This window comes from Pseudomonas sp. HLMP (assembly GCF_046365545.1).
Taxonomy (GTDB): Bacteria; Pseudomonadota; Gammaproteobacteria; order Pseudomonadales; family Pseudomonadaceae; genus Aquipseudomonas; species Aquipseudomonas guariconensis_B.
In genome coordinates this window covers 1,315,854-1,339,734 of the sequence record NZ_JBDLLR010000001.1, presented here as the reverse complement: position 1 = coordinate 1,339,734, position 23,881 = coordinate 1,315,854, and the positions used below count along the sequence as shown (strand labels likewise).

Genomic DNA, 23,881 nt, shown 5'->3' with positions numbered 1-23,881 from the left:
ATCAGCTCGAAGCTCGCAGCTTTAGATTCCCGCCGATCAGCCGACAACCTGCTCATCGCAATGGCGGCTTGCCAGCCCCTGGGACATGATGCAACCTTGCCCCAGGCACCGCCGCATAGACCGTGGCCCGCCGCGCCAACCGCCCTCTTCAAGCGAGTCTTCGATGAAAAGCCAACCCGATGTCGCCAGCCGTACGGCGGCCGAGGTCGTCACGCAGCTTCCCGTGCCTTCACGGCTCGGCATGCTGCGTTTCGAAAGGCTCAACGAAGCCAGCTGGACGATGCTCTACCTCGACCCGGCCTGCGACCGCCAGTTCGGCCTGCCCGCCGCCGAGCTCTGCGCCCTGGTCGGCTCGCCCTATGCCAGCCTCATGGAGCCGGAGGCCCGCTACCAACTGCACGACGAGATCCAGCGGCAGCTGGCCCAACGCAGCCACTACCGGGTGCGCTACACCTTGCACGCCAGCACCGCGCCCCTGCGCTTGCTGGAGATCGGCGAAGCCTACAAGCAGCACAACCGACAACTGCTGCGCGGCTACCTCACGGTGCTCGACGAGCAACCGGACGACGGGCCGGACCTGGCGGCCAACGACCTCGAGTCGCGCAACAGTCGCCTGCAACTGGCCCTGCAACTGAACCAGCGCGCCCAGCAGGAGCAACTCGAACACCTGGAACGGGTACGCGCCCAGCAGGACCTGATCCTGCGCCTGGCACGCCAGCGCTACAGCGCCGGCAACTCGCTGCAGGAAGCCGCCGAGCTGATCACCCGCAGCGCCTGCGAGATCTACAAGGTCGATTGCGCCAGCATCTGGCACCTCGAGGACCAGCGCCTGGAACCGATCAGCGCCTGGCATCACCGCGACCAGCGACACCACAGGCCGGAGCCGATCGACGCCAGCCAGTTTCCCGACTACCTGGACGCCCTGCACGCCAGCCGCGCCATCGACGCCCACAATGCCAGCGACGACCCGCGCACCCGCGACATGGTCCAGCGCCTCTACCCCAGCGGCAACAACGCCATGCTCGATGCCAGCATCCGCGTCGACGGCCAGGTGGTGGGCGTGCTCTGCCTGGAGCAGACCGGCACACCCCGGGCCTGGCAGTCCGACGAGATCGCCTTCGCCGGCGAGTTGGCCGACCAGGTCGCCCAGGTCATCACCAACCACAACCGGCGCACGGCCACCAGCGCCCTGCACCTGTTCCAGCGCGCGGTGGAGCAAAGCGCCAGCGCCTTCCTGCTGGTCAACCGCGACGGGGTGGTGGAATACGTCAACCCAAGCTTCGCCGCCATCACCCAGTACAGCACCGAGGAAGTCCAAGGCCGCCACCTGGCCGAACTGCCAGCCCTGGAGAACCTCAGCGAACTGCTGTTCGACTCGCCATCCAGCCTGGCCATGGGCAACAGCTGGCAAGGCGAGTTCAAGAGCCGGCGCAAGAGCCTCGAGCCCTACTGGGGCCAACTGTCGATCTCCAAGGTCTATGGCGACAACCGCGAACTGACCCACTACATCGGCATCTACGAAGACATCACCCAGAGCAAGCTGGCCCAGCAGCGCATCGAACGCCTGGCCTACACCGACAACCTGACCAACCTGGGCAACCGCCCAGCGTTCATCCGCAACCTCGACGAGCGCTTCGCCCGCGACGACGAGCATCCAACCTGCCTGCTGCTGGTGGACATCGACAACTTCAAGCGGATCAACGACAGCCTCGGCCACCAGACCGGCGACAAGCTGCTGGTCAGCCTGGCCCGGCGCCTGCGCAACAGCCTGAACAACGGCGGCCAGCTGGCACGCTTCGCCAGCAACGAGTTCGCCGTGCTGCTCGACGGCACCAGCCTGGAAGATGGCCAGGGCGTGGCCCAGCAATTGCTGCGCACCCTCGACAAGCCAATGTTCGTCGACAACCAACTGATCAACGTCACCGCCTCGGTGGGCCTGGCCTGCGCACCTTTGCACGGCAGCGACCCGCAGACCCTGATGAAGAACGCCGGGCTCGCCCTGCACAAGGCCAAGGCCAACGGCAAGCACCAGGTCCAGGTCTTCACCGAAGTGCTCAACGCCGAGGCCAGCTACAAGCTGTTCGTCGAGAACAACCTGCGCCGCGCCCTGACCCAGAACGAGCTGGAGGTGTTCTACCAGCCCAAGCTGTGCCTGCGCAGCGGCCGCCTGCTCGGCCTGGAGGCGCTGCTGCGCTGGAACCACCCCGAGCGCGGCATGATCCGCCCCGACCAGTTCATCAGCGTGGCCGAGGAAACCGGCCTGATCATCCCCATCGGCAAATGGGTGGTGCGCCAGTCGTGCCGCATGAGCCAGCAGTTGCGCGAAGCCGGCATGGGCAACCTGCACGTGGCCATCAACCTCTCGCCCAAGCAGTTCTCCGACCCGGAGCTGGTGTCGTCGATCGGCAACATCCTCGAGGAAGAAGCCCTGCCGCCACACCTGCTGGAGCTGGAGCTGACCGAAGGCCTGCTGCTGGAAGCCACCGAAGACACCCACCGCCAGCTCGACGAGCTCAAGGCCCTGGGCCTGACCCTGGCCATGGACGATTTCGGCACCGGCTACTCGTCGCTGAGCTACCTGAAGAAGTTCCCGATCGACATCATCAAGATCGACCGCAGCTTCATCAACGAAATCCCCGACAACCAGGACGACATGGAGATCACCTCGGCGGTGGTGGCCATGGCCCATAACCTGAAGCTCAAGGTGGTCGCCGAAGGCATCGAGACCGCCGAGCAGTTGGCGTTCCTGCGCCGCCACCGCTGCGACGTCGGCCAGGGCTACCTGTTCGACCGGCCGATTCCCGGACGCGAACTGGTCGACAAGCTCAAGCGCTATCCACGTGGCCCTCTGGCCTGACAGCGGCGCCAACCTCGGGCACTATAGAACCCATTCGAGCCCTATCGCCGGCTTGCCGACGATGGCTCCGCCACCTATCCAACTGATAAACACAAGGAGCGGCCATGGTCCTGCGTTCGGAAATCCTGGTGAACAAAAACGTCATGCCCACTGCGGAGCAGGCCCTGCCTGGCCGCGAGACCCCGATGGCCCTGCCCGAGAAGCACTACGTGTTCAAGGACACCCCACTGCTGGGTCCGTTCTTCCAGAACGTCGATTTCGCCATCTTCGGCCTGGGCTGCTTCTGGGGCGCCGAGCGCCGCTTCTGGCAGCGCGAGGGCGTGGTCAGCACCGTGGTCGGCTACGCCGGCGGCTTCACCCCCAACCCAACCTACGAAGAAGTCTGCTCGGGCCTGACCGGCCATACCGAAGTGGTGCTGGTGGTGTTCGACAAGGACAAGGTCAGCTACCGTGAGCTGCTGGCGATGTTCTGGGAGCTGCACAACCCCACCCAAGGCATGCGCCAAGGCAACGACATCGGCACCCAGTACCGTTCGGCGATCTACTGCACCAGCCCCGAGCAGTTGGAGCAGGCCAAGGCCAGCCGCGAGGCGTTCCAGGCCGAGCTGACCAAGGCCGGTTTCGGCGAGATCACCACCGAGATCGCCGAGGCGCCGACCGTGTACTTCGCCGAGGCCTACCACCAGCAGTACCTGGCCAAGAACCCCGACGGCTACTGCGGCATCGGTGGCACTGGCGTATGCCTGCCACCCAGCCTGCAAGGCAACTGAGGGCAGCCATATGGCGACCATGACCCTGTTCCACTCGCCGCTCTCGCCGTTCGTACGCAAGGTGATGGTCGTGCTGCACGAAACCGGGCAGCTCGACCGCGTGACCTTGCAGGCGGTCAACATCAGCCCGGTGAACGGCGACGAGCAGCTCAACCAGGGCAACCCGATCGGCAAGATCCCGGCCCTGCGCCTGGAGGACGGCACCGTGCTGCATGATAGCCGGGTGATTTGCGAGTACCTCGACCTGCAGCACGTCGGCAACCCGCTGGTCCCCCGCGAGGGTTCGGCGCGCTGGCGCCGGCTGACGCTGGCGTCGCAGGCCGATGCGATCATGGATGCGGCGGTCTCGACCCGCTACGAGACCTTCCTGCGCCCCGAGGACAAGCGCTGGGACGGCTGGGTCCAGGCCCAGGCCGGCAAGATCCGCCGCAGCCTGGCCGACCTGGAACAGGCGCACCTGGCCGAGCTGGCCTCGACCTTCGATATCGCGGCTATCGGCGTGGCCTGCGCGCTGGGCTACCTGGACCTGCGCCAGCCGCAGTTCGGCTGGCGCGAGCGGCAACCGGGGCTGGCAGCTTGGTATGCCGAGGTGGCCAAGCGACCGTCGATGGTCGCTACCGTGCCGATGGCCTGACAGGCGCTGTCGCAGGCAGGCCCGATACCGGTCGGAAAGGGGCGCGAAGCGGCCCAAATGGCCAATCAGCAGTCCGGCTTGCCTGCGGTGAACTTGCGTGCCGGGTTCACCGCCGCCTTGAACTCACGCAGCGCCTTGGCGCCAATCAGCAGTGGATAGTTGAAGTTACTCCGGTCAGCCAGGTTGACCTCCACCGTGCGCTTCACCTCGCCCAGGCACAGCTCCAGCTCGACCACCGGCCGGCGCGCAGCCTCCAGCGTCTCGCCTTCGTCGTCCTCTTCGTCGGAGCGGGCCTTGATCTTGCTGATACGCGCCAGCTTGTGCTCGTAGACCTTGCCATCGGCATCCTTGGTCGCCAGGCGAAAACGCACCCATTGCTCGCCATCACGGGTAAAGCGCTCGATATCCCTGGCCGACAACGAAGCCGTCAGGGCGCCAGTATCCATCTTGGCCTTCAATGTTTCGCCAATCTCCGGCAGGGTGATGTACTCATAGCGGCCGTAAAGAGTCGGCTCAGCCGCCATGACCGGCAGTGCAAGCAGTGACAACAGGGCAAGCAATGGTTTCACGGATTACGCTTCCTTGAGTGAGGACAGTGGTTAGACTACTCGGGCAGGATAGGTTTCCTCCAGCTACGAAGTGCAAGTAAAGGCAGATAGCACAGCCCCCACCGCCTAATGCTGTTCACTTAAGTCTGATGTGACATCGATAGGGGCTGCCTTGCAGCCCTTCGCGGGCAAGCCCGCTCCCACAGGATCGTGCATTCCTTGAGGCTTGCAGCGTACTTGTGGGAGCGGGCTTGCCCGCGAAGGGCCGCAAAGCGGCCCCAATTGCTTAAGTGAACGGCATTAGCCCCCACCGCCCCGCTTTTTCTTGCAGCTTGAAGCTTGCCGCTACATAACGAATTTGGCGTAGGACCAAGCCGTGCTTATCATTGCCACCCGCTTAATTCCCACAACAAGAGTTCCCTTATGCGTCGCCTGCTGACCGGCATCCTCACGACCCTGCTGCTGCTGCTCAACACCCTGGTGCTGATCGGCCCGCTGATGGTCTTCGCCCTGCTCAAACTGGTACTGCCGGGCCGTGGCCGCGACTACGCCTCCTGGGCGGTGATGTGGATCGCCGAAACCTGGTCGGAAATCGACAAGGCGATCTTCGCCCTGTGCATCCCCACCCAATGGGATATCCGTGGCATCGAGACACTGCGCCAGGACACCTCCTACCTGTGCGTGAGCAACCACCAGAGCTGGGTCGACATCCCCGCCTTGATCGAGAGCCTCAACCGCCGGGTGCCGTTCTTCAAGTTCTTCCTCAAGAAGGAACTGATCTGGGTGCCGCTGCTGGGCCTGGCCTGGTGGGCGCTGGACTACCCGTTCATGAAGCGCTACAGCAAGGCCTTCCTGGACAAGCACCCGGAGCTCAAGGGCAAGGACCTGGAGATCACCAAGGCTGCCTGCGAGCTGTTCAAGCGCCAGCCGGTGACCGTGGTCAACTACCTGGAAGGCACCCGCTTCACCGAAGCCAAGCGCGAAGCACAGCAATCGCCCTACCGCCACCTGCTCAAGCCCAAGGCCGGCGGCGTGGCCTTCGTGCTGGCGGCGCTGGGCGAACAGCTCGATGCCCTGCTGGACGTCACCATCGTCTACCCCGGCGACAAGGCCCCCGGGTTCTGGGACCTGCTCTGCGGCAACATCAGCCGGGTAATCATCGACATCCGCGTGCGCGAGCTGGATCCGGCGCTGTGCAATGGCGACTATGAGAACGACCCGGCGTTTCGCCAGACCGTGCAGGACTGGGTGAACCAGCTGTGGCTGGACAAGGACCAGCGGATCGAGGCATTGCGGGCGCAGATGGGCTGAGGTCTTCGTTGCCTGGCACGGCCCATTCGCGGCGGTTCGGCGCGAATGGGCCCGCAAAAAAACATCACGGATGCCCGATTAAAATCCACATTAATAATTGAGATAAACAAATCTTTGTTTGTCATCACCCTCCAACCTGGATAAAAATCGATCAACAACTACAAAACGCCCGGATCGATCGATGGCAAATCAACCTTGCAATGCTGCCGAGGCAGCACCCGCCCAACTCCGCCGTGTCCTGGGCCTGCCCGCCCTGGTGTTCTTCGGCCTGGTGTACATGGTCCCGCTGACCATCTTCACCACCTACGGCATCGTCACCGAAATCACCGGCGGCCGCACGGCCGGCGCCTACCTCGTCACCCTGCTGGCGATGCTGTTCACCGCCACGTCCTACAGCTTCATGGTCAAGCGCTTCCCCGTCGCGGGCTCGGCGTACTCCTACACCAACCTCGCCTTCGGCCCCAATGTCGGCTTTCTCGCAGGCTGGTCGTTGCTGCTCGACTACCTGTTCATCCCGATGATCAACTACCTGCTCATCGGCCTGTTCCTCAACATCGCCTTCCCGGCCATCCCGGCATGGACGATCGTCCTGGCCTCGATCGCCCTGGTGACGGTGCTCAACGTGATCGGCATCCACTCGGTGGCCAAGGCCAGCAACCTGATCGTCGGCGCGCAGATCGTGTTCATCGGGGTGTTCGTGGCGCTGTCCTGGCAGACGCTGGGCAGCGGCCAGCCCGTCGACTTCCTCGCGCCGCTGGTGGGCGATGGCAGCGCACGAGGCTTCGGTTCCCTGATGGCCGGTGCAGCGGTGCTGTGCCTGTCGTTCCTGGGCTTCGACGCGGTCTCGACCCTGGCCGAAGAGTGCCGCGACGCCCGCCGCGATGTACCGCGGGCGATCATCCTCACCACCCTGTTTGCCGGCTTGCTGTTCACCGTGCTGGCCTACATCAGCCAGCTGGTGCTGCCAGGCAGCACCTTCGCCAATACCGATGCGGCGGCCAACGAGGTGATGTTCAAGGCAGGCGGGCAGTTCCTGGCCAACTTCTTCACCGCCGCGTTCGTCGCTGGCAGCCTGGGCTCGGCACTGGCCTCTCAAGCGGCGGTGTCGCGCATCCTGTTCACCATGGGCCGCGACAAGGTGCTGCCCAAGCGCAGCTTCGGCTATCTGTCGCCACGCTTCGGTACGCCGGTGTTCGCCATCCTGCTGGTGTCGGCGTTCTCCCTGCTGGCGCTGGTGATCGACCTGGCCACCCTGGCCTCGCTGATCAGCTTCGGCGCGCTGGTGGCGTTCTCGGCGGTGAACCTGGCGGTGGTGAAAACCCACCTGATGCACGATGCCAGCCAGCGCAACCTCAAGGGCCTGCTGCGCTATGGCCTGGTACCGCTGGTCGGCCTGAGCCTGACCTTGTGGCTGTGGACCAGCCTGTCGGCGCTGACCCTGGTGATCGGCCTGTGCTGGTTCGCCCTGGGGTTGGCTTACCTGGCCGTACTGACCGCCGGCTTCCGCCGCCCAGTACGCTTGGTGGACTTCTCGGAAAGCGCGTGATCCAACGCCGCACACGCGCTTACAGGGTGCGCGTGTGGGGCCTTCAGACCGAGGGTTGAGCCAACGGTGCCGGGGTCGCCCACAGGCTGCCCAGGTTCTGCAACAACGACCCGGCGATGCCCTGCTGGCCCAGGTACTGGAGGATCAGCGGGGCGAACTGGCCGATCATGCCGGTATCCATGCCCAGCGCCTTGAAGGCATTGTCCAGGTCGTTGCGGTTCTCGACATTGCCCAAGGCATTGCTCAGCGCCGGTTGGCTCTCGCTGTTCTTGCCCAGCAACTCACCCAGGCCGTTCAGCCCACCCAGGGCGTTGGCGCCAGCGAGCAGGTCCAGACCGGGCACGGCCTTGGTCAGTTGGCCGTAGTCGGCGTCGCTCAGGTTGTTGCGCGCCAGGCCCAGCATGGCACCCGCCCCGCCCACCGCCTGTTCGGGGGTGATCTTCAGTTCGCTGCCCAGGGTATTGAGCAGGTTGGCCGACGCCTCGGGCGCCTGCACCTGGCCCTGCTGCTGGCTCTGCATCGCCGACACGGCATTGGCCGCATCGCTGAGGTTGAAGGCGAACGCCGGGCTTGCGGCCAGGGTCATCAGGGTTGCCAGGGTGAATGCTTTCATCGGGAAGGACCTCGTCGGCCGGAATGGCCGGGAAACGAGGCATTCGACTGGCGACATCGGGCTTTGTTCCAGGCCAGCTATCGAGGACTGCTGCGCCCCTCGACCGCCAATGCCAGCGCCTCCGCCTGCCCCCAGGCAATCTGCATGGCCCGCAAGCCGTGCGCCAATAACTGCCGGGTTTCTTCATCCTCGATGCGCTCAAGGGCACGACGGCTGTCGCTGTAGGCGAACATCAAGTAGTGGCTGACGTTCATCAGCACGAACTCCATCGGAACGATACCGTCGTTGATGGCGCGGGAGAGGGATGTGCCCTTGGGCAGATCGAAGGTGTGGGGTGGGTCGGGGACGAGTTTTTTCATAGTCGGACTCGATGAATGGATGGGTGAACGCCACCACCATCGTTTCCACACGAAAGGCGGCAGCTGTACGCGGGGTGGAAAACCGGTCATCGAGCAACCCGGCAGGCCAAACGGCCTCCCGCGCACAACTGCCATAACGGCATGTCGATCGATGATTACCAGGGTTTCCACACCCCGATCGCTGAACCTTTCAGCGACCCGGCGAGCGTAGAGGGCAGGATTACCCGGGGCAATCAGATGAGCATCGACAGGATGCGTAGGGTATTTCCCAGGAAAGAGAATGACCAGCAGCTACGCATCAGAACTTTCGCAATCTGACACCAGAAATCAGAGTACTCACCAAGCAAACCTAGCAATTTTGTCAGTTGTGACGGCTAGCCTAGAACCCAGAAACTGAGGTCTCGACATGTGCCTACCGATTATCAAACGACTCATCCACATGGAGGGATTGACCAGTGGCCGAAAACAACACTAGTAGCTCCCTGTATTTCTATCGGGGAGGCGAGCTAATGAGCGTGAAGCAAGGTGCAACAAGCCGCACCATATTGCGTGGCTCCGTACCACTTGCGGAGCAGCACACAGACACCCTCACAAACACAGGCCTTCTGATAACTGACGATAAGGGCTCCGTGCTTCAGGTGGAAAACGCCGACACTAACGAAACCCATGCCTATTCCGCCTATGGTTACGCCTCGTCTCTACCGTCGCTTCGAACGCTGATTGGCTTCAACGGCGAGAGCCTGGAGCTTCAAACGCAAAATTATTTTCTAGGTTCAGGGTATCGAGCGTTCAGCCCCATTTTGATGCGATTTTATAGCCCTGACAGTTGGAGCCCTTTTGGCCAGGGCGACCTGAATACGTATGCTTATTGTCAGGGGGACCCGATTAATCGGAGCGACCCGAGTGGCCATTCAGGTGTACTGATAAGGTTTTTCAAAGGCATCGGTAACAGACTTGGAATGAGAACGCCAAGACCGGCCACAGCTAACACGAATCGCTCGTCTTTCCCTGAAAACAGACAAACCTTAATACACTCAAGAAGCTCAAACAGCCTCGGTGGCGGCAGTTCCGGCTATAACGCCAGCCTAGAATCAAACACCACTACCTCCAGTACGACTCCCCCATCATTACCTCAACATTCGCCTTCTAGAACAGGAAGCCGCTTCTCAACAAACAACCCCGAACGATTAGCGACTGGTCAGTCCGACCCGGACATCGCTCGCTGGATTTCGAACATCCCCCCTGATGCTGAGCATGAGTCGATGTTTAGCGCTATACGCCCGCTTTCACGTACCGACCTGCTGAATGCCAAGCGCCTTGGGGTGCAGCGTGCCGGTAAACGGATCGACAAAAAAATGACCGATTTTATGGCTAGACACCATCCTAGAGTTCTTTATATGAACGCTAATGAAGAAACCCTTACCCTGCAGCAAAAAATGCAAAAGCTAATCCGGAGAGTTTGAAACCCACCCTGAGAGAGCGGACGTTCTCAAGGCAGATCGTACCGCGGCCTCGATAATCCCTTGCATTCGAGATGCTTCCTATGGCTCGGATGCAAAAGAGCCCCGAAACGGGGCTCCTTCATGCTTGTTGTGATCAAGCCGCGCTGAACGTCTTGTGCGGATCGATCACAAACTTCTTCGGCACACCCGCATCGAACTCGCCATACCCTTCCGGTGCCTGATCCAGGCTGATCACCTGCACCCCGACCACCTCGGCGATATTGATGCGATCCCACATGATCGCCTGCATCAGCTGGCGGTTGTACTTCATCACCGGGGTTTGCCCAGTGTGGAAGCTATGCGACTTCGCCCAACCCAGACCAAAGCGAATGCTCAGCGAGCCGATCTTGGCCGCCGCATCCACCGCGCCCGGGTCTTCGGTGACGTACAGCCCCGGAATACCGATCTTGCCGGCCACGCGGGTCACCTGCATCAGCGAGTTGAGCACGGTAGCCGGCGCCTCGTGCTTGGCACCTTCATGGCCATGGCCACGAGCTTCGAAGCCCACGGCATCGACCGCGCAGTCCACTTCCGGCTCGCCCAGCAGGTCGGCGATCTGCTCGTGCAGCGGGGTGTCCTTGGACAGGTCGACCACCTCGAACCCCTGGGCCTTGGCATGGGCCAGGCGGGCCGGGTTCAGGTCGCCAACGATGACGCAGGCCGCGCCCAGCAGGCGAGCCGAGGCAGCGGCCGCCAGGCCGACCGGGCCGGCACCGGCGACGTACACGGTGCTGCCCGGGCCAACGCCCGCCGTGACGGCGCCGTGGTAGCCAGTGGGCAGGATGTCGGAGAGGCAGGTCAGGTCACGGATCTTCTCCATGGCCTTGTCGCGGTTTGGCAGCTTCAGCAGGTTGAAGTCGGCGTACGGCACCAGCACGTACTCGGCCTGGCCACCGGTCCAGTCGCCCATGTCGACATAGCCGTAGGCGCCGCCAGCGCGGGCCGGGTTGACAGTCAGGCAAACGCCGGTGTGCATTTCCTTGCAGGAGCGGCAACGGCCGCAGGCCACGTTGAATGGCACGGAGACCAGGTCGCCGATCTGCAAGTGTTCCACGTCACGGCCCTTCTCGATCACCTCACCAGTGATCTCGTGGCCGAGGACCAGGCCGACCTGGGCGGTGGTGCGGCCACGGACCATGTGCTGGTCGGAGCCGCAGATATTGGTGGAGACCACCTTGAGGATCACGCCGTGCTCGATCTTCTTGCCGCGTGGGTCCTGCATTTTGGGGTAGTCGATCTTCTGTACCTCGACCTTGCCGGCGCCGAGATACACCACTCCACGATTACCAGACATGCTCTTACCTCGCTTGATTTGTATTTATGCAGCGGTGGTGGAAAGCGCCGCCATCCTTGGGCGGCATGTGTTACTGGAATGGAGGAATTGTGGGCCTGATAGGGAGTATCGCGGTGACTGGAAGCGACAGGGGTTTGCCTGTTTACGGCAGCGCATCGCAGCATGTCATGGAGGCGCCTCTAAGCTTGGTCACAGCTCGTTGACGCTGACGCATGCAGAGCCTGGCATTCAAGGAGATGCCGTCATCTGCGCACCACAAGCGTGTGGAGTTCCTCTGCTCATCGACCGAGACTGAACCCCCGCAGCGCTTGATCGACGATGCGGACGCGCCGGATTGCAGGGCAAGCCTCCCTCGGGCCAGGTTTTGGAAAGCCACAGGCGCTTGGCGTTCTCACCGGTCTTTTGGCGATTTCGACAGGGGAGTTGAGCCCATGGGACGATGACAAGCGGCTCATCAGTGGGCATACCCATCATTTCTACCAGTTGTCGGGCAAGGTGCCAGATCGAATACTGGTGCTAACGTACATCGTGCTTTGCCGGAGGCCTGAGGAATGAGCGCTGAAGTAACCGAACTCATTTTTTATCAGAGGAACTCGCTTGCACTCATCCTCAGCCAGGTGCATCAATACTCATTTTTCAGAACGCCCGATTTTCCATTAGCGCTTCGACACCCTAACGTGACGCAAGAGACAGCGCTGCTGGCAATAGATGCCAGTACTTCCGTGTTGCAATACCTAGGGCCACACGCCACAACGACGATGGTCTATGCACCCCACGGACACTGTGCATTTTCTAGAGCCGAACCAAGATTGGCTGCTTTCAATGGCGAGTGGTTGGACCGTTGGTCAGAAACGTATTTACTGGGCAATGGACATCGGGCCTACAGCCCAAGATTGATGCGTTTCCTCTCCGCCGATACATACAGCCCTTTCGGCAAAGGGGGTGTAAATTCATATAGCTACTGCAATGGCGACCCCGTGAACAGGAATGATCCAACTGGGCACGTGGGCGTCCCCATTCGGAATCGCGGACACCGGACGCCACCCAGGCCATCGCCAAGACCTCGCAGCCAACAAAGAAAAATAAACATTCCTCAACAGCTAGCCTCACATGAAGAAAACTTATTCTTCAATGTAATGGACCGCCTCCCCGGGAATGACATTCAACGCTTGGCGGTCGCCATACCAGAGCTGGAACCGCTCATTGCTCAAAGGTCCATGCGCAATCTTGGTCGGTTCATGAATTCGAAAGAATTCGAGGGGCTGGCCCCCCTCACCGAAGGGACCACGCCTGGCATCCGGCCGCTGGAAGCACGTCAGCGGTTGGAAAGCCAGATAGCCGCGAGAATCGAAACAGCACCCGATCCTGTGCGCGCTTATCTGAACACGTTCAATCTGGCGGAGCGTAAGATCACGCCCCCGCCAAATCAGTCCCGGGACAATATCCGTCAGTAACACGCCGGCGCGTAGCCGAGGATATGGCGAAGCTGGTAATTGACCCCACCTCCCACTACAGCACCACGGTCCGATTGGCGTTCAGGAACACCCGCCGCTCGATGTGATAGCCCACCGCCCGCGCCAGGGTCAGGCATTCGATGTCCCGCCCCTTGGCGATCAAATCCTCGGGGTAGTGGCTGTGGTCCACGGTCTCGACGCCCTGGGCGATGATCGGCCCTTCGTCGAGGTCGTTGTTGATGTAGTGGGCGGTGGCGCCGACCATCTTCACGCCCTTGTTGTAAGCCTGGTGGTAGGGCTTGGCACCCTTGAAGCCCGGCAGCAGGGAGTGGTGGATGTTGATCGCCCAGCCATCCAGGCGCCGGCACAGCTCGGGCGAAAGCACCTGCATGTAGCGGGCGAGGATCACCAGCTCGGCGCCAGTCTCCTCGATCACCTGGAGCACCTTGCGCTCCTGGGCGGGCTTGTCCTTGGGGTCGAGGGCGAAGTGGTAATAGGGAATCTTGTGCCAGTGGGCCAGGGGCTCGAGGTCGGGGTGGTTGGAGATCACCGCGACCACGTCCATGGCCAGCTGGCCGATGCGCTGGCGGTACAGCAGGTCGTTCAGGCAATGGTCAGCCTTGGACACCATGATCACCACCTTGGGGCGGTGATTCGGCGCGGTCAGCTCGAACGTCATGCCGAACGCATCGCTGCGCTCGGCAAGGCCTGCACGGAAACCGGCCTCGTCGAAGTCGTCCGGCTGGCGGAACTCGACGCGGATGAAGAACCGCCCCGACAGCCGGTCGTCGAAGGAGTGATGCTCCGTGACGTAGCAACGCTGCTCGAAGAGGTAGCGGGTGACCACGTCGACGGTGCCGAGCATGCTCGGGCAGTCGGCGGTGAGGATCCAGGTGTCCGGTGCCCGACTCATGCGTATTCTCCTTATGCCTCGATCGCCAGGCCGTACTCGGCCGAAGCGTCCTGCAGCCACAGCCACCAGTAGTCGGCGAAGCTGCGGCGGATCACCAGCTCCCAGGTGTCTTCGGCTGTGCGGCGGATCACCAGTTGCGACTTGGCGAACACGGTGCCGACGGCCTTGCCGACCGGGAAGTTGTTCGGGTGCACATCATAGCTGGTGGACTTCATCAGCACCTCGCGCACATTGGGACCGCGCAGCTCGAGCAGGGTCTGCCCGCCGCTGACGTTGACCACCTGGACATGCTGGCCCTCGAGGGCTGCGCGCAGTTTCTGCTCGACGGCGAACTCCTGGCCGCCGGGAACGATCAGCAGCCACTCGTCCGGGCCCATCCACTGCAACGACATCTGCTCGTTGGCGACCACGGTCAGGGCCACCGGCAGCTCCAGGCCCAGGGCCTTGTGCACACCGCTGGCGAAGGCCGGGTCGTGGCCATCGCCACGAATGGTCAGGTGGCCGAGGAATTTCTTCTCGCGCAGGGTCACGCCTGCGTTCTTGCGGCCCTTGCCGACCAGGCTGGCCAGGTCGGCGTGGTGCAGTGGCGACTCGGCCCGCGCGTCGGCGCCGGGGTTTTGCTGGAAGACGTTGATAGCGCTCATTTCTTACCTGCCTTGAATTCTTGTTCGTCGAAACGATGAGCCTCTGAGGTGGATGTTCTGGCCCTATCGCTGGCACGCCAGCGCCCACAGGTACAGCATCGCCCCTCGGCCTGCATCGATCCTGTGGGAGCCGGCTTGCCGGCGATGGGGCCAGCAGGCTCACCACAGGGCTCGGAGTCAAACGTTCTGCCGCTCACCCTTCGGATCGAAGAACACCGAAGACACGATCTCCGCCTCGATCACGCTGCCGTCTGCCTGCGGCGAGTACACCCGCTCGCCCATGCGCTTGAGGCCGCCCTTGACCACGCCCATGGCGAACGAATAGCCCAGGGAGTTGGCCTTGTAGCTGGAGGTGACGTGGCCGACCATGTCCATCGGGATCGGCTGCTTCGGATCGAACACCAACTGGGCACCCTCGGGCAGCCACACGTTCGGGTCGACCGGCTTGAGGCCCACCAGTTGCTTGCGGTTCTCGCGCACGCAGTCCTCGCGGTTCATGCCGCGCAGGCCGATCCAGGAGAACGGCTTGTTGCGCCCGACGCACCAGCTCATGTTGAGGTCGTCCGGGGTCATCGAGCCGTCGGTGTCCTGGCCAACGATGATGAAGCCCTTCTCGGCCCGCAGCACGTGCATGGTCTCGGTGCCGTACGGGGTCAGGTTGTACTGTTTGCCCGCCTCGACGATCTGCTCCAGCACGCCCATGGCGTAGTTGGCTTGCACGTTGATCTCGTACGACAGCTCACCGGTGAACGAGATACGGAACACCCGCGCCGGCACGCCGCCGACCAGGCCTTCCTTCCAGCTCATGAACGGGAAGGCTTCCTTGTCCAGGTCGATGTCGGTCAGCTCGGCCAGCAGCTTGCGGCTGTTGGGGCCGGACAGGGTCATGGTCGCCCAGTGGTCGGTGACCGAGGTGAAGTACACCTTCAGTTCCGGCCATTCGGTCTGGTGGTACAGCTCCAGCCACTGCAGCACGCGAGCCGCGCCGCCGGTGGTGGTGGTCATGATGAAGTGGTTGTCGCCGACGCAGGCGGTCACGCCGTCGTCGAAGACCATGCCGTCTTCCTTGCACATCAGGCCGTAGCGGGCCTTGCCCACGTCGAGCTTGGTCCAGGCGTTGGTGTACACGCGGTTGAGGAACTCGCGGGCATCCGGGCCCTGGATGTCGATCTTGCCCAGGGTCGAGGCGTCGAGCAGGCCGACGCTGTCACGCACGGCCTTGCACTCGCGGGCCACGGCGGCGTGGATGTCCTCGCCCGGCTTGGGGAAGTACCACGGACGCTTCCACTGGCCGACGTCCTCGAACTCGGCGCCGTTTTTCACGTGCCAGGCATGCAGGGCGGTGAAGCGCACAGGCTCGAACAGGTGGCCGCAGTGCCGGCCCGCTACCGCGCCGAAGGTCACCGGCGTGTAGTTGGGGCGGAACATGGTGGTACCCATTTCCGGGATGCTGATGCCCAGCGAACGGGCGGCGATGGCCAGGCCGTTGATGTTGCCCAGCTTGCCCTGGTCGGTACCGAAGCCCAGCGCGGTGTAGCGCTTGACGTGCTCGACCGACTCGAAGCCTTCGCGGGTGGCCAGCTCGATACCGGCGGCGGTAACGTCGTTCTGCTGGTCGACGAACTGCTTGGGCGCACGGTTGGTGCCCTTGTCGTGGGGCACCTGGAACAGCGCCACGGTGGCCTCTTCCTTGCGCGCCACGGTTTTTGGCAGGGTGCCGACGGTGGCCTTGAAGCCGGCCTCGGTCGCCGCCTGGACACCACCCTCGAAACCATCGGCGATCACGTCGCCGAGTGCGTAGACGCCATTGACGCCGCCGACACACACACGTTTCTGCGGTGCATCGCCCGGCACGAAGCCGAGGATGTCTTCACGCCACACCGGGCGGCCGCCCAGGTGCGAAGCCAGGTGGACAATAGGGCTGTAGCCGCCGGAGGTGGCGATCAGGTCGCACTCGAGCACTTCGCCTGGGCTTGTGACCTTGTGCGCCTGCACGTCGATGGCGGCCACGCGGGCGCCGGTCACGTGCTTGCTGCCACGGGCCTCGATCACCGCACTGGAGGTCAGGATGCGGATACCCTTGGCACGCGCTTCCTCGACCAGCGAGCCACGTGGGTTATGGCGGGCGTCGGCGATGGCGACCACCTGCAGGCCGGCGTCGTGCCAGTCCAGGGCGGCGCGGTAGGCGTGGTCGTTGTTGGTCGACAGCACCAGCTTGCGGCCCGGGGCCACGCCATAGCGGCGCACGTAGGTGGAAACGGCGCCTGCCAGCATGTTGCCCGGCACATCGTTGTTGCCATACACCAGCGGACGCTCGTGGGCGCCGGCGGCCAGCACCACGCGCTTGGCGCGAACGCGATGCACACGGTGGCGTACCTGGCCGATCGGGGCGCGGTCGCCGAGGTGGTCGGTCAGGCGCTCGTGGATGGTCAGGAAGTTGTGGTCGTGGTAACCGTTGACCGTGGCACGCGGCAGCAGGGTCACTTCCGGCAGGCCTTCCAGCTCGGCGACCACCGCAGCCACCCATTCGGCCGCAGGCTTGCCGTCGAGGGTCTCGCGGCTGTCGAGCAGGCTGCCACCGAACTCTTCCTGTTCGTCGGCGAGGATCACGCGGGCACCGCTGCGTGCCGCGGCCAGGGCGGCAGCCAGGCCGGCAGGGCCAGCACCGACGATCAGCACGTCGCAGTGCTGGTTCATGTAGTCGTAGCTGTCCGGATCGTTCTGCAGCGGCGCACGGCCCAGGCCTGCCGCCTTGCGGATGTACTTCTCGTAGGTCATCCAGAACGACTTGGGATACATGAAGGTCTTGTAGTAGAACCCGGGCGGCATCATGCTGCCGCCGACCTTGCCGATGATGCCCATGACGTCGTTGTTGACGTTCGGCCAGCCGTTGGTGCTGGTGGCCACCAGGCCTGCGTACAGTGCCTGTTGGGTGGCACGCACGTTGGGGATCTGGGTGGCTTCGCTGGAGCCGACCTGCAGGATGGCGTTCGGCTCTTCGGTACCGGCGGCGATGATGCCGCGCGGACGCGAGTACTTGAAGCTGCGGCCGACGATGTCGACACCGTTGGCCAGCAATGCGGCGGCCAAGGTGTCACCGGCATAGCCCTGGTAGGTCTTGCCGTTGAAGGTGAAGTTCAGGACCTTGCTGCGATCGATGCGACCGCCGCTGGCGAGGCGATAGGTCTGGCTCATACTTTTTCCCCTTGGCCTTTGACGGTCGACGGTGCGTTGCTCGGCTTGCCGCTGGCGGTCACCTGCGGCTGCTCGCCGATCTTGTAGGTTTCCAGGATCTCGTAGGTCACGGTGTCACGGGTGACGTTGAAGTACTGGCGGCAACCGGCGACGTGGTCCCACAGCTCGTGGTGGATGCCGCGCGGGTTGTCACGGAAGAACATGTAGGTGCCCCACTCCTCGTCGGAGCAAGCGGCCGGGTCCAGCGGGCGGGCGATGTGCGCCTGGCCAGAGGCGTGGAACTCTTCTTCGGAGCGCAGCTCGCCGCAGTGGGGACAGAAGATTTGCAACATGACGATTGTCTCCGATTAGTGGGCGACGGCCGCAGCGCCGTGTTCGTCGATCAGCGCGCCGTTGTAGAAACGGTCGATGGAGAAAGGTGCGGCCAGCGGGTGCATCTCGCCCTTGGCCAGGCTCGCGGCGAAGACGTTGCCCGAGCCCGGGGTGGCCTTGAAGCCGCCCGTGCCCCAACCGCAGTTGAAGAACATGTTCTTGACCGGGGTCTTGGAGATGATTGGGCAGGCGTCCGGGGTGGTGTCGACGATGCCGCCCCACTGCCGGTTCATGCGTACGCGCGAGAGGTTCGGGAACATCTCGACGATCGCCTGCAGGGTGTGCTCGATGATCGGGTAGGAGCCGCGCTGGCCGTAGCCGACCCAGCCGTCGATACCGGCGCCGATGACCAGGTCGCCCTTGTCCGACTGGCTGATGTAGCCGTGGACGGCGTTGGACATGATCACGCTGTCGATGATCGGCTTGATCGGCTCGGACACCAGCGCCTGCAGCGGGTGCGATTCGAGCGGCAGGCGAAAGCCTGCCAGGCGCGCCATGTGCCCGGAGTTACCGGCGGTGACCACACCGACGCGCTTGGCGCCGATGAAGCCCTTGTTGGTTTCCACGCCGATCACCGCGCCGTTTTCCTTACGGAAACCAATGACCTCGGTCTGCTGGATCAGGTCCACGCCCAGGGCGTCGGCGGCACGGGCGAAGCCCCAGGCCACGGCGTCGTGGCGGGCCACGCCGCCACGGCGCTGCACGGTGGCGCCGAGGATCGGGTAGCGGGTGTTCTTCGAGCAATCCAGGTACGGGATCTCTGCCGCCACCTGGGCGGTGTTCAGCAGTTCGCCGTCCACGCCGTTGAGGCGGTTGGCACTGACCCGGCGCTCGGAGTCACGCATGTCCTGCAGGGTGTGGCACAGGTTGTAGACCCCACGCTGGGAGAACATCACGTTGTAGTTGAGGTCCTGGGACAGGCCCTCCCACAGCTTCATGGCGTGCTCGTACAGGTGCGCCGACTCGTCCCACAGGTAGTTGGAACGCACGATGGTGGTGTTGCGGGCGGTGTTGCCGCCGCCCAGCCAGCCTTTCTCGACCACGGCCACGTTGGTGATGCCGTGCTCCTTGGCCAGGTAGTAGGCCGTGGCCAGGCCATGGCCGCCACCGCCGACGATGACCACGTCGTAGACCTTCTTAGGCGTTGGCGTGCGCCACATGCGCTGCCAGTTCTCGTGGTGGCTGAGGGAGTGCTTGAAGAGGCCGAAGCCTGAATAACGTTGCATGGTTGGTTACTCCACTCAGCGGTAGACCGGGAAGTCGGCGCACAGGGCCGCGACGTTCTTGGCGACATCGGCTTCGACGTCGGCGTCGCCCAGGTTGTCCAGCACGTCGCAGATCCAGCCGGCCAGGGCCACGCACTGGGCGACCTTGAAGCCACGGGTGGTGACGGCCGGGGTGCCGATGCGCAGGCCCGAGGTGACGAACGGCGACTGCGGGTCGTTGGGCACGGCGTTCTTGTTGACGGTGATGTGGGCGCGGCCGAGGGCGGCGTCGGCGTCCTTACCGGTCAGGCCCTGGCGGATCAGGCTGACCAGGAACAGGTGGTTGTCGGTGCCGCCGGAAACCACGTCGTAGCCGCGCTCGACGAAGACCTGGGCCATGGCCTGGGCGTTGTCGATGACCTGCTGCTGGTAGGCCTTGAATTCAGGCTCCAGGGCTTCCTTGAAGCACACGGCCTTGGCGGCGATGACGTGCATCAGCGGGCCGCCCTGGGCGCCCGGGAACACGGCAGCGTTGAGCTTCTTCTCGATCTCTTCGTTCTTGCGCGCCAGGATCAGGCCGCCTCGCGGGCCACGCAGGGTCTTGTGGGTGGTGGTGGTGACCACGTCGGCGAACGGGATCGGGTTGGGGTACAGGCCAGCGGCGACCAGGCCGGCGACGTGGGCCATGTCGACGAACAGCAGCGCCCCGACCTTGTCGGCGATTTCACGGAAGCGCGGGAAGTCGAGGGTCTTGGAGTAGGCGGAGAAGCCGGCGACGATCATCTTCGGCTTGTGCTCGACGGCCAGGCGCTCGACTTCGTCGTAGTCGATCAGGCCGGTGTTGGTATCGATACCGTACTGCACGGCGTTGTACAGCTTGCCCGAGGAAGACACCTTGGCGCCGTGGGTCAGGTGGCCGCCGTGGGCCAGGCTCATGCCCAGGATGGTGTCGCCGGCCTGCAGCAGGGCCAGGTACACCGCGGCGTTGGCCGAGGAGCCGGAGTGCGGCTGGACGTTGGCGTAGTCGGCACCGAACAGTTGCTTGGCGCGGTCGATGGCCAGTTGCTCGACCTTGTCGACGTGCTCGCAGCCACCGTAGTAGCGCTTGCCCGGGTAGCCTTCGGCGTATTTGTTGGTCAGGCCGCTGCCCTGGGCCTGCATCACGCGCTTGCTGGTGTAGTTCTCCGAGGCGATCAGCTCGATGTGATCTTCCTGGCGCTGTTCTTCGGCATTCATCGCCGCCAGCAGTGCGTCGTCGTAACCCTGGATCTGGTCTTGCTTGCTGAACATCTTGTTGTCTCCTGGCAGCGATCGTTTCTTGTCTGATGAGGGTCTTCTCACCCTTTGCGGCGATGTTATGACCGGGACGGGGGACCCAGATGCCTGCGCACGCCTTGCAATGGCGCGTTTACGACATTCGCCACCGGCCTGTGCGATGGCCCCGCCCCGTGCAATCTTCTTCGCGGGCAGGCCTGGCACCACCAGGGACCAGCTTGTATAGGCATCTTCCGAAGCGATGGTTTAGAGTGCTGGTCTGCGTCGTTCACAGGACAGGTGTCATGACAGACAACAGCCAACAATTCGCCAGCGACAACTATTCCGGCATCTGCCCCGAAGCCTGGGCCGCGATGGAAAAGGCCAACCGCGGCCACGAGCGCGCCTATGGCGACGACCAATGGACCGAGCGCGCCGCCGACCATTTCCGCCAACTGTTCGAAACCGACTGCGAGGTGTTCTTCGCCTTCAACGGCACGGCAGCCAACTCCCTGGCCCTGGCCTCCCTGTGCCAGAGCTACCACAGCGTGATCTGCTCCGAGACGGCCCACGTCGAGACCGACGAATGCGGCGCGCCGGAGTTCTTCTCCAACGGCTCCAAGCTGCTCACCGCGCGCAGCGTCGAGGGCAAGCTGATCCCGGACTCGATTCGCGAGGTGGCGCTCAAGCGCCAGGACATCCACTACCCCAAGCCGCGCGTGGTGACCATCACCCAGGCCACCGAGGTGGGCACGGTCTACCGCCCCGACGAGCTCAAGGCGATCAGCAGCACCTGCAAGGCGCTGGGCCTGAACCTGCACATGGACGGTGCGCGCTTCTCCAATGCCTGCGCCTTCCTGGGCTGCTCGCCGGCGGAGCTGACCTGGAAGGCCGGCGTCGACGTGCTGTGCTTCGGCGGCACCAAGAACGGCATGGCGGTGGGCGAGGCGATCCTGTTCTTCAACCGTGCCCTGGCCGACGATTTCGACTACCGCTGCAAGCAGGCGGGGCAACTGGCGTCGAAGATGCGTTTCCTCTCCGCGCCCTGGGTCGGGCTGCTGGAGGATGGCGCCTGGTTGCGCCATGGCGTGCATGCCAATCATTGCGCGCAGTTGCTCGCCGCGCTGGTGAGTGACCTGCCGGATGTGGAGCTGATGTTCCCGGTGGAAGCCAACGGGGTGTTCCTGCAAATGCCGGAGCCGGCGCTGGAGGCCCTGCGGGCCAAGGGCTGGCGCTTCTATACCTTCATCGGCAGCGGTGGGGCGCGGTTCATGTGCTCGTGGGATACCCAGGAGGCGCGGGTGCGGGAGCTGGCGGCGGATATCCGCGCGGTCTTCGGCGCCTGATCAATGGCCGGGAGGGCTTCGCACTCCTTTCGCGACACAAGGCCGCAAAGCGGCCCCAGGGCCTCAGAGCCTGAACCCACCCATCTGCCGCGCCAGGTCATCGGCCAGCCCGCGCAACGCCTGGCACTGTTCCCGGCACGCTTGCACTTCGGCCGCCGTCTCCCGCGCCAGGTCGGAAATCCCCTGCACGGTACGGTTGATCTCCTCGGTCACCGCCGACTGCTCCTCGGTCGCCGTGGCCACCTGGTCGTTCATGTCGCTGATGTGCTCGACCTGATCGGTGATCGCCCCGAGTGAGGCTCCGGTACGCTGGCTGGCCTCCACGCCACTGCCGGTGGCCTGCTGCCCGGCCTGCATCGAGGCCACCGCGCTGCCGGCGCCCTGCTTGAGCCGCTGGATCATCTGCTGCACTTCATCGGTAGACACCTGGGTACGCCGCGCCAGCGTGCGCACCTCATCGGCCACCACCGCGAAACCGCGCCCCATCTCCCCGGCCCGCGCCGCCTCGATGGCAGCGTTGAGCGCCAGCAGGTTGGTTTGCTCTGAAATACTGCGGATCACCGCCAAGACCTCATCGATCGAGGCGACTTCGTCGGCCAACTGGCCAACCGCCGCTGCTGCCCGGCCGATCTCCCCGGACATACCCTCGATGTTGTCGATCGAGCGGCTCACCACCTCACGGGCCTGCAACGCCTCGTCGCGCGCCGCCTGCGAGGCCTGGGCGGCATTGCCGGCGTTCTGCGCGATGTCCTGCACGGTCAGGCCCATCTCGTGCACGGCGGTGGCGACCATCTCGGTCATTGCCTGCTGGCGACCGGAGCGCTCGGCGGTGTTGTCCACCACCAAGGTCACCTGCTCCACCGAGCGGTGCAAGCGTTCGGTGGTGCGCAGCACCTCGCCGATCAAGGCCCGCTGGCTGTCGAGGAAACGGTTGAAACCACGGGCCAGGTCGCCCAGTTCATCCTGGCGCGAATCGTCCAGGCGGTGGCTGAGGTCACCCGCCCCGCTACCGATCTGCACCAGTGCCGCCGTCACCTGGCGGATCGGCCGCACCAACCCGCGCGCCAGCAGCACCACCAGCAGCAGCGAGACCAGGGCCACGGCCCCGCCGATCAGGCTGGTCAACCACACCGCTTCGCGCATCTGGGCGTAGATCTGCGCCTCTGGCACCTCGGCCACCAAAGTCCAGTTCAGGTCGCGCAGGGGCAGGGCCAGGGCCAGGTAGTCTTCGCCATCGCGGCTGAACCGGGCGCTGCGCAGGCCCTCGCCGCCCGCAAGGACGGCCTTGGCCGCTTCCGCGCCAAGCTGTTCGCGCAACTGGCGCTTGCCGCTGAATTCATGCTGGGGATGGACCTGGATCAGACCATCGTTGCGCACCAGGAGCACCCGGCCGTGTTCGCCGAAACTGAAGTCGCGGATCAGTTGCGACAGCTCGGTCAGGCGCAGCCCCATGCCGGCCACACCGACCAGTTGGCCGTCCTTTTCCACGCGGTAGTCGATGAACAGCGCCACTTCACCCGTGGCGCCATCGACATCGATGTTGATCAGCCGCTCGGCGCCACTGTCGATGTAGCCGTAGAACCAGCTGTCCTTGGGGTTGTCGCGGCTCAGGGTACGGTCCAGGCCCTTCTCGCTGTAGTAGTGACCAGTGCCGGTGGCGGCGAACAGCGCGGTGAAAGCCTGGTTACGCTGCCTGGCGGCCTCGAGGTACTCGATGAAGCGGGGTAGCTCGGCCGGGTTCTCGCCAGCGGCCAGCCAGTCGCGCAGCAAGGTGTTGCCGGCGATGTCCGCCGCCGCCACCAGTGGCTGGCCGAGCATGCGCTCGATGTCGTTGCGAATCGCCTCGATGCTGGCCGGCAGGGCCGTATCGACCAGGTAACGCTCGGTCAGGCGATTCACCGCCGCGGTATACACCGCCACTACCACCAGGATGCTCGCCAGCAAGGCCGCGCCCATGCTCGCAATCAACTGCCACTGGATACTCCGCCGCCAGATCCGCATGCCCTTCCTCCCCAGGAAAATAAGCGTGGCGCAATACGCCTGGGGAAAAGTGTATACACTTAC

At 63.9% G+C, this 23,881-nt stretch carries 19 protein-coding genes and 1 pseudogene; 8 read left to right on the top strand and 12 right to left on the bottom strand.

Features of this window, described 5'->3' with window-relative positions; translation table 11 throughout:
- The first annotated feature begins 163 nt into the window (after nt 1-163).
- The 3 genes from ABFA30_RS06360 to ABFA30_RS06350 all read left to right on the top strand — a co-directional run bounded on the left by ABFA30_RS06360 (nt 164) and on the right by ABFA30_RS06350 (nt 4,261).
- On the top strand, nt 164-2,857 hold the full coding sequence (locus tag ABFA30_RS06360) for a putative bifunctional diguanylate cyclase/phosphodiesterase (RefSeq protein ID WP_253080217.1): 2,694 nt from the start codon (nt 164-166) through the stop codon (nt 2,855-2,857).
- Between the two features lie 104 nt (nt 2,858-2,961).
- Entirely contained in the window at nt 2,962-3,627 is a 666-nt protein-coding gene (gene msrA, locus ABFA30_RS06355; RefSeq protein WP_225786510.1) for a peptide-methionine (S)-S-oxide reductase MsrA, read from the top strand.
- A 10-nt stretch (nt 3,628-3,637) separates the two neighbouring features.
- A complete protein-coding gene (locus ABFA30_RS06350; RefSeq protein WP_225786511.1) occupies nt 3,638-4,261 on the top strand; it encodes a glutathione S-transferase in 624 nt (207 codons plus the stop codon).
- A 65-nt stretch (nt 4,262-4,326) separates the two neighbouring features.
- Here the strand turns inward: ABFA30_RS06350 and ABFA30_RS06345 are convergent, their stop codons facing one another.
- The gene (locus tag ABFA30_RS06345; protein WP_225786512.1) at nt 4,327-4,830 is read right to left on the bottom strand and encodes an ATP-dependent zinc protease; all 504 of its coding nucleotides are present in this window, start codon (nt 4,828-4,830) and stop codon (nt 4,327-4,329) included.
- A gap of 402 nt (nt 4,831-5,232) precedes the next feature.
- Here ABFA30_RS06345 and ABFA30_RS06340 point away from each other — a divergent pair, with 402 nt between their 5' ends.
- A complete protein-coding gene (locus tag ABFA30_RS06340; RefSeq protein WP_225786513.1) occupies nt 5,233-6,120 on the top strand; it encodes an acyltransferase in 888 nt (295 codons plus the stop codon).
- A gap of 181 nt (nt 6,121-6,301) precedes the next feature.
- A complete protein-coding gene (locus ABFA30_RS06335; protein ID WP_225786514.1) occupies nt 6,302-7,666 on the top strand; it encodes an APC family permease in 1,365 nt (454 codons plus the stop codon).
- Nucleotides 7,667-7,709: 43 nt separating this feature from the next.
- Here the strand turns inward: ABFA30_RS06335 and ABFA30_RS06330 are convergent, their stop codons facing one another.
- Together ABFA30_RS06330 and ABFA30_RS06325 are read right to left on the bottom strand one after the other, a co-directional pair.
- Complete coding sequence (locus ABFA30_RS06330) at nt 7,710-8,279, bottom strand: DUF2780 domain-containing protein (RefSeq protein WP_225786515.1); 570 nt, start codon at nt 8,277-8,279, stop codon at nt 7,710-7,712.
- Nucleotides 8,280-8,356: 77 nt separating this feature from the next.
- Nucleotides 8,357-8,638 carry a hypothetical protein gene (locus tag ABFA30_RS06325; protein ID WP_410045245.1) on the bottom strand — a complete coding sequence of 94 codons (282 nt, stop codon included), beginning with the start codon at nt 8,636-8,638 and terminating at the stop codon, nt 8,357-8,359.
- Between the two features lie 509 nt (nt 8,639-9,147).
- On the opposite strand from ABFA30_RS06325, the gene ABFA30_RS06320 reads away from it, so the two are divergent.
- Nucleotides 9,148-10,101: an RHS repeat-associated core domain-containing protein gene (locus ABFA30_RS06320; protein WP_410045244.1), complete on the top strand. Its 954-nt coding sequence runs from the start codon at nt 9,148-9,150 to the stop codon at nt 10,099-10,101.
- Nucleotides 10,102-10,234: 133 nt separating this feature from the next.
- On the opposite strand, the gene fdhA is transcribed toward ABFA30_RS06320, so the two are convergent.
- Nucleotides 10,235-11,434, bottom strand: a complete 1,200-nt coding sequence (gene fdhA, locus ABFA30_RS06315) for a formaldehyde dehydrogenase, glutathione-independent (protein WP_225786518.1) — start codon at nt 11,432-11,434, stop codon at nt 10,235-10,237.
- A 551-nt stretch (nt 11,435-11,985) separates the two neighbouring features.
- Between fdhA and ABFA30_RS06310 the strand changes: the two genes are divergently transcribed.
- Nucleotides 11,986-12,888, top strand: a complete 903-nt coding sequence (locus ABFA30_RS06310) for an RHS repeat-associated core domain-containing protein (RefSeq protein ID WP_410045243.1) — start codon at nt 11,986-11,988, stop codon at nt 12,886-12,888.
- A gap of 55 nt (nt 12,889-12,943) precedes the next feature.
- Here ABFA30_RS06310 and purU read toward each other — a convergent pair whose 3' ends face one another.
- The 6 genes from purU to ABFA30_RS06280 form a co-directional block, all read right to left on the bottom strand.
- Nucleotides 12,944-13,801, bottom strand: a complete 858-nt coding sequence (purU, locus tag ABFA30_RS06305) for a formyltetrahydrofolate deformylase (RefSeq protein WP_225786519.1) — start codon at nt 13,799-13,801, stop codon at nt 12,944-12,946.
- An 11-nt stretch (nt 13,802-13,812) separates the two neighbouring features.
- The gene (locus ABFA30_RS06300) at nt 13,813-14,445 is read right to left on the bottom strand and encodes a sarcosine oxidase subunit gamma (RefSeq protein WP_225786520.1); all 633 of its coding nucleotides are present in this window, start codon (nt 14,443-14,445) and stop codon (nt 13,813-13,815) included.
- A gap of 177 nt (nt 14,446-14,622) precedes the next feature.
- Nucleotides 14,623-17,640, bottom strand: a complete 3,018-nt coding sequence (locus ABFA30_RS06295; protein ID WP_225786521.1) for a sarcosine oxidase subunit alpha — start codon at nt 17,638-17,640, stop codon at nt 14,623-14,625.
- Nucleotides 17,637-17,972 (bottom strand): sarcosine oxidase subunit delta, encoded by a 336-nt coding sequence (locus ABFA30_RS06290; RefSeq protein WP_225786522.1) that lies wholly within the window; start codon nt 17,970-17,972, stop codon nt 17,637-17,639. Before ABFA30_RS06290 ends, ABFA30_RS06295 begins: the two co-directional genes overlap by 4 nt.
- 15 nt (nt 17,973-17,987) lie before the next feature.
- Nucleotides 17,988-19,238, bottom strand: a complete 1,251-nt coding sequence (locus tag ABFA30_RS06285; RefSeq protein ID WP_225786523.1) for a sarcosine oxidase subunit beta family protein — start codon at nt 19,236-19,238, stop codon at nt 17,988-17,990.
- Nucleotides 19,239-19,253: 15 nt separating this feature from the next.
- Nucleotides 19,254-20,507, bottom strand: coding sequence for a serine hydroxymethyltransferase (locus tag ABFA30_RS06280; RefSeq protein WP_410045242.1), 1,254 nt, complete (start codon nt 20,505-20,507; stop codon nt 19,254-19,256).
- A 269-nt stretch (nt 20,508-20,776) separates the two neighbouring features.
- Here ABFA30_RS06280 and ABFA30_RS06275 point away from each other — a divergent pair, with 269 nt between their 5' ends.
- The gene (locus tag ABFA30_RS06275) at nt 20,777-21,817 is read left to right on the top strand and encodes a low specificity L-threonine aldolase (protein WP_410045241.1); all 1,041 of its coding nucleotides are present in this window, start codon (nt 20,777-20,779) and stop codon (nt 21,815-21,817) included.
- 63 nt (nt 21,818-21,880) lie between these two features.
- On the opposite strand, the gene ABFA30_RS06270 is transcribed toward ABFA30_RS06275, so the two are convergent.
- Together ABFA30_RS06270 and ABFA30_RS06265 are read right to left on the bottom strand one after the other, a co-directional pair.
- Nucleotides 21,881-22,609 carry a methyl-accepting chemotaxis protein gene (locus ABFA30_RS06270; RefSeq protein WP_410046031.1) on the bottom strand — a complete coding sequence of 243 codons (729 nt, stop codon included), beginning with the start codon at nt 22,607-22,609 and terminating at the stop codon, nt 21,881-21,883.
- 135 nt (nt 22,610-22,744) lie between these two features.
- Nucleotides 22,745-23,773: pseudogene (locus ABFA30_RS06265) on the bottom strand (cache domain-containing protein); the annotation flags it as partial.
- Between the last annotated feature and the right edge of the window lie 108 nt (nt 23,774-23,881).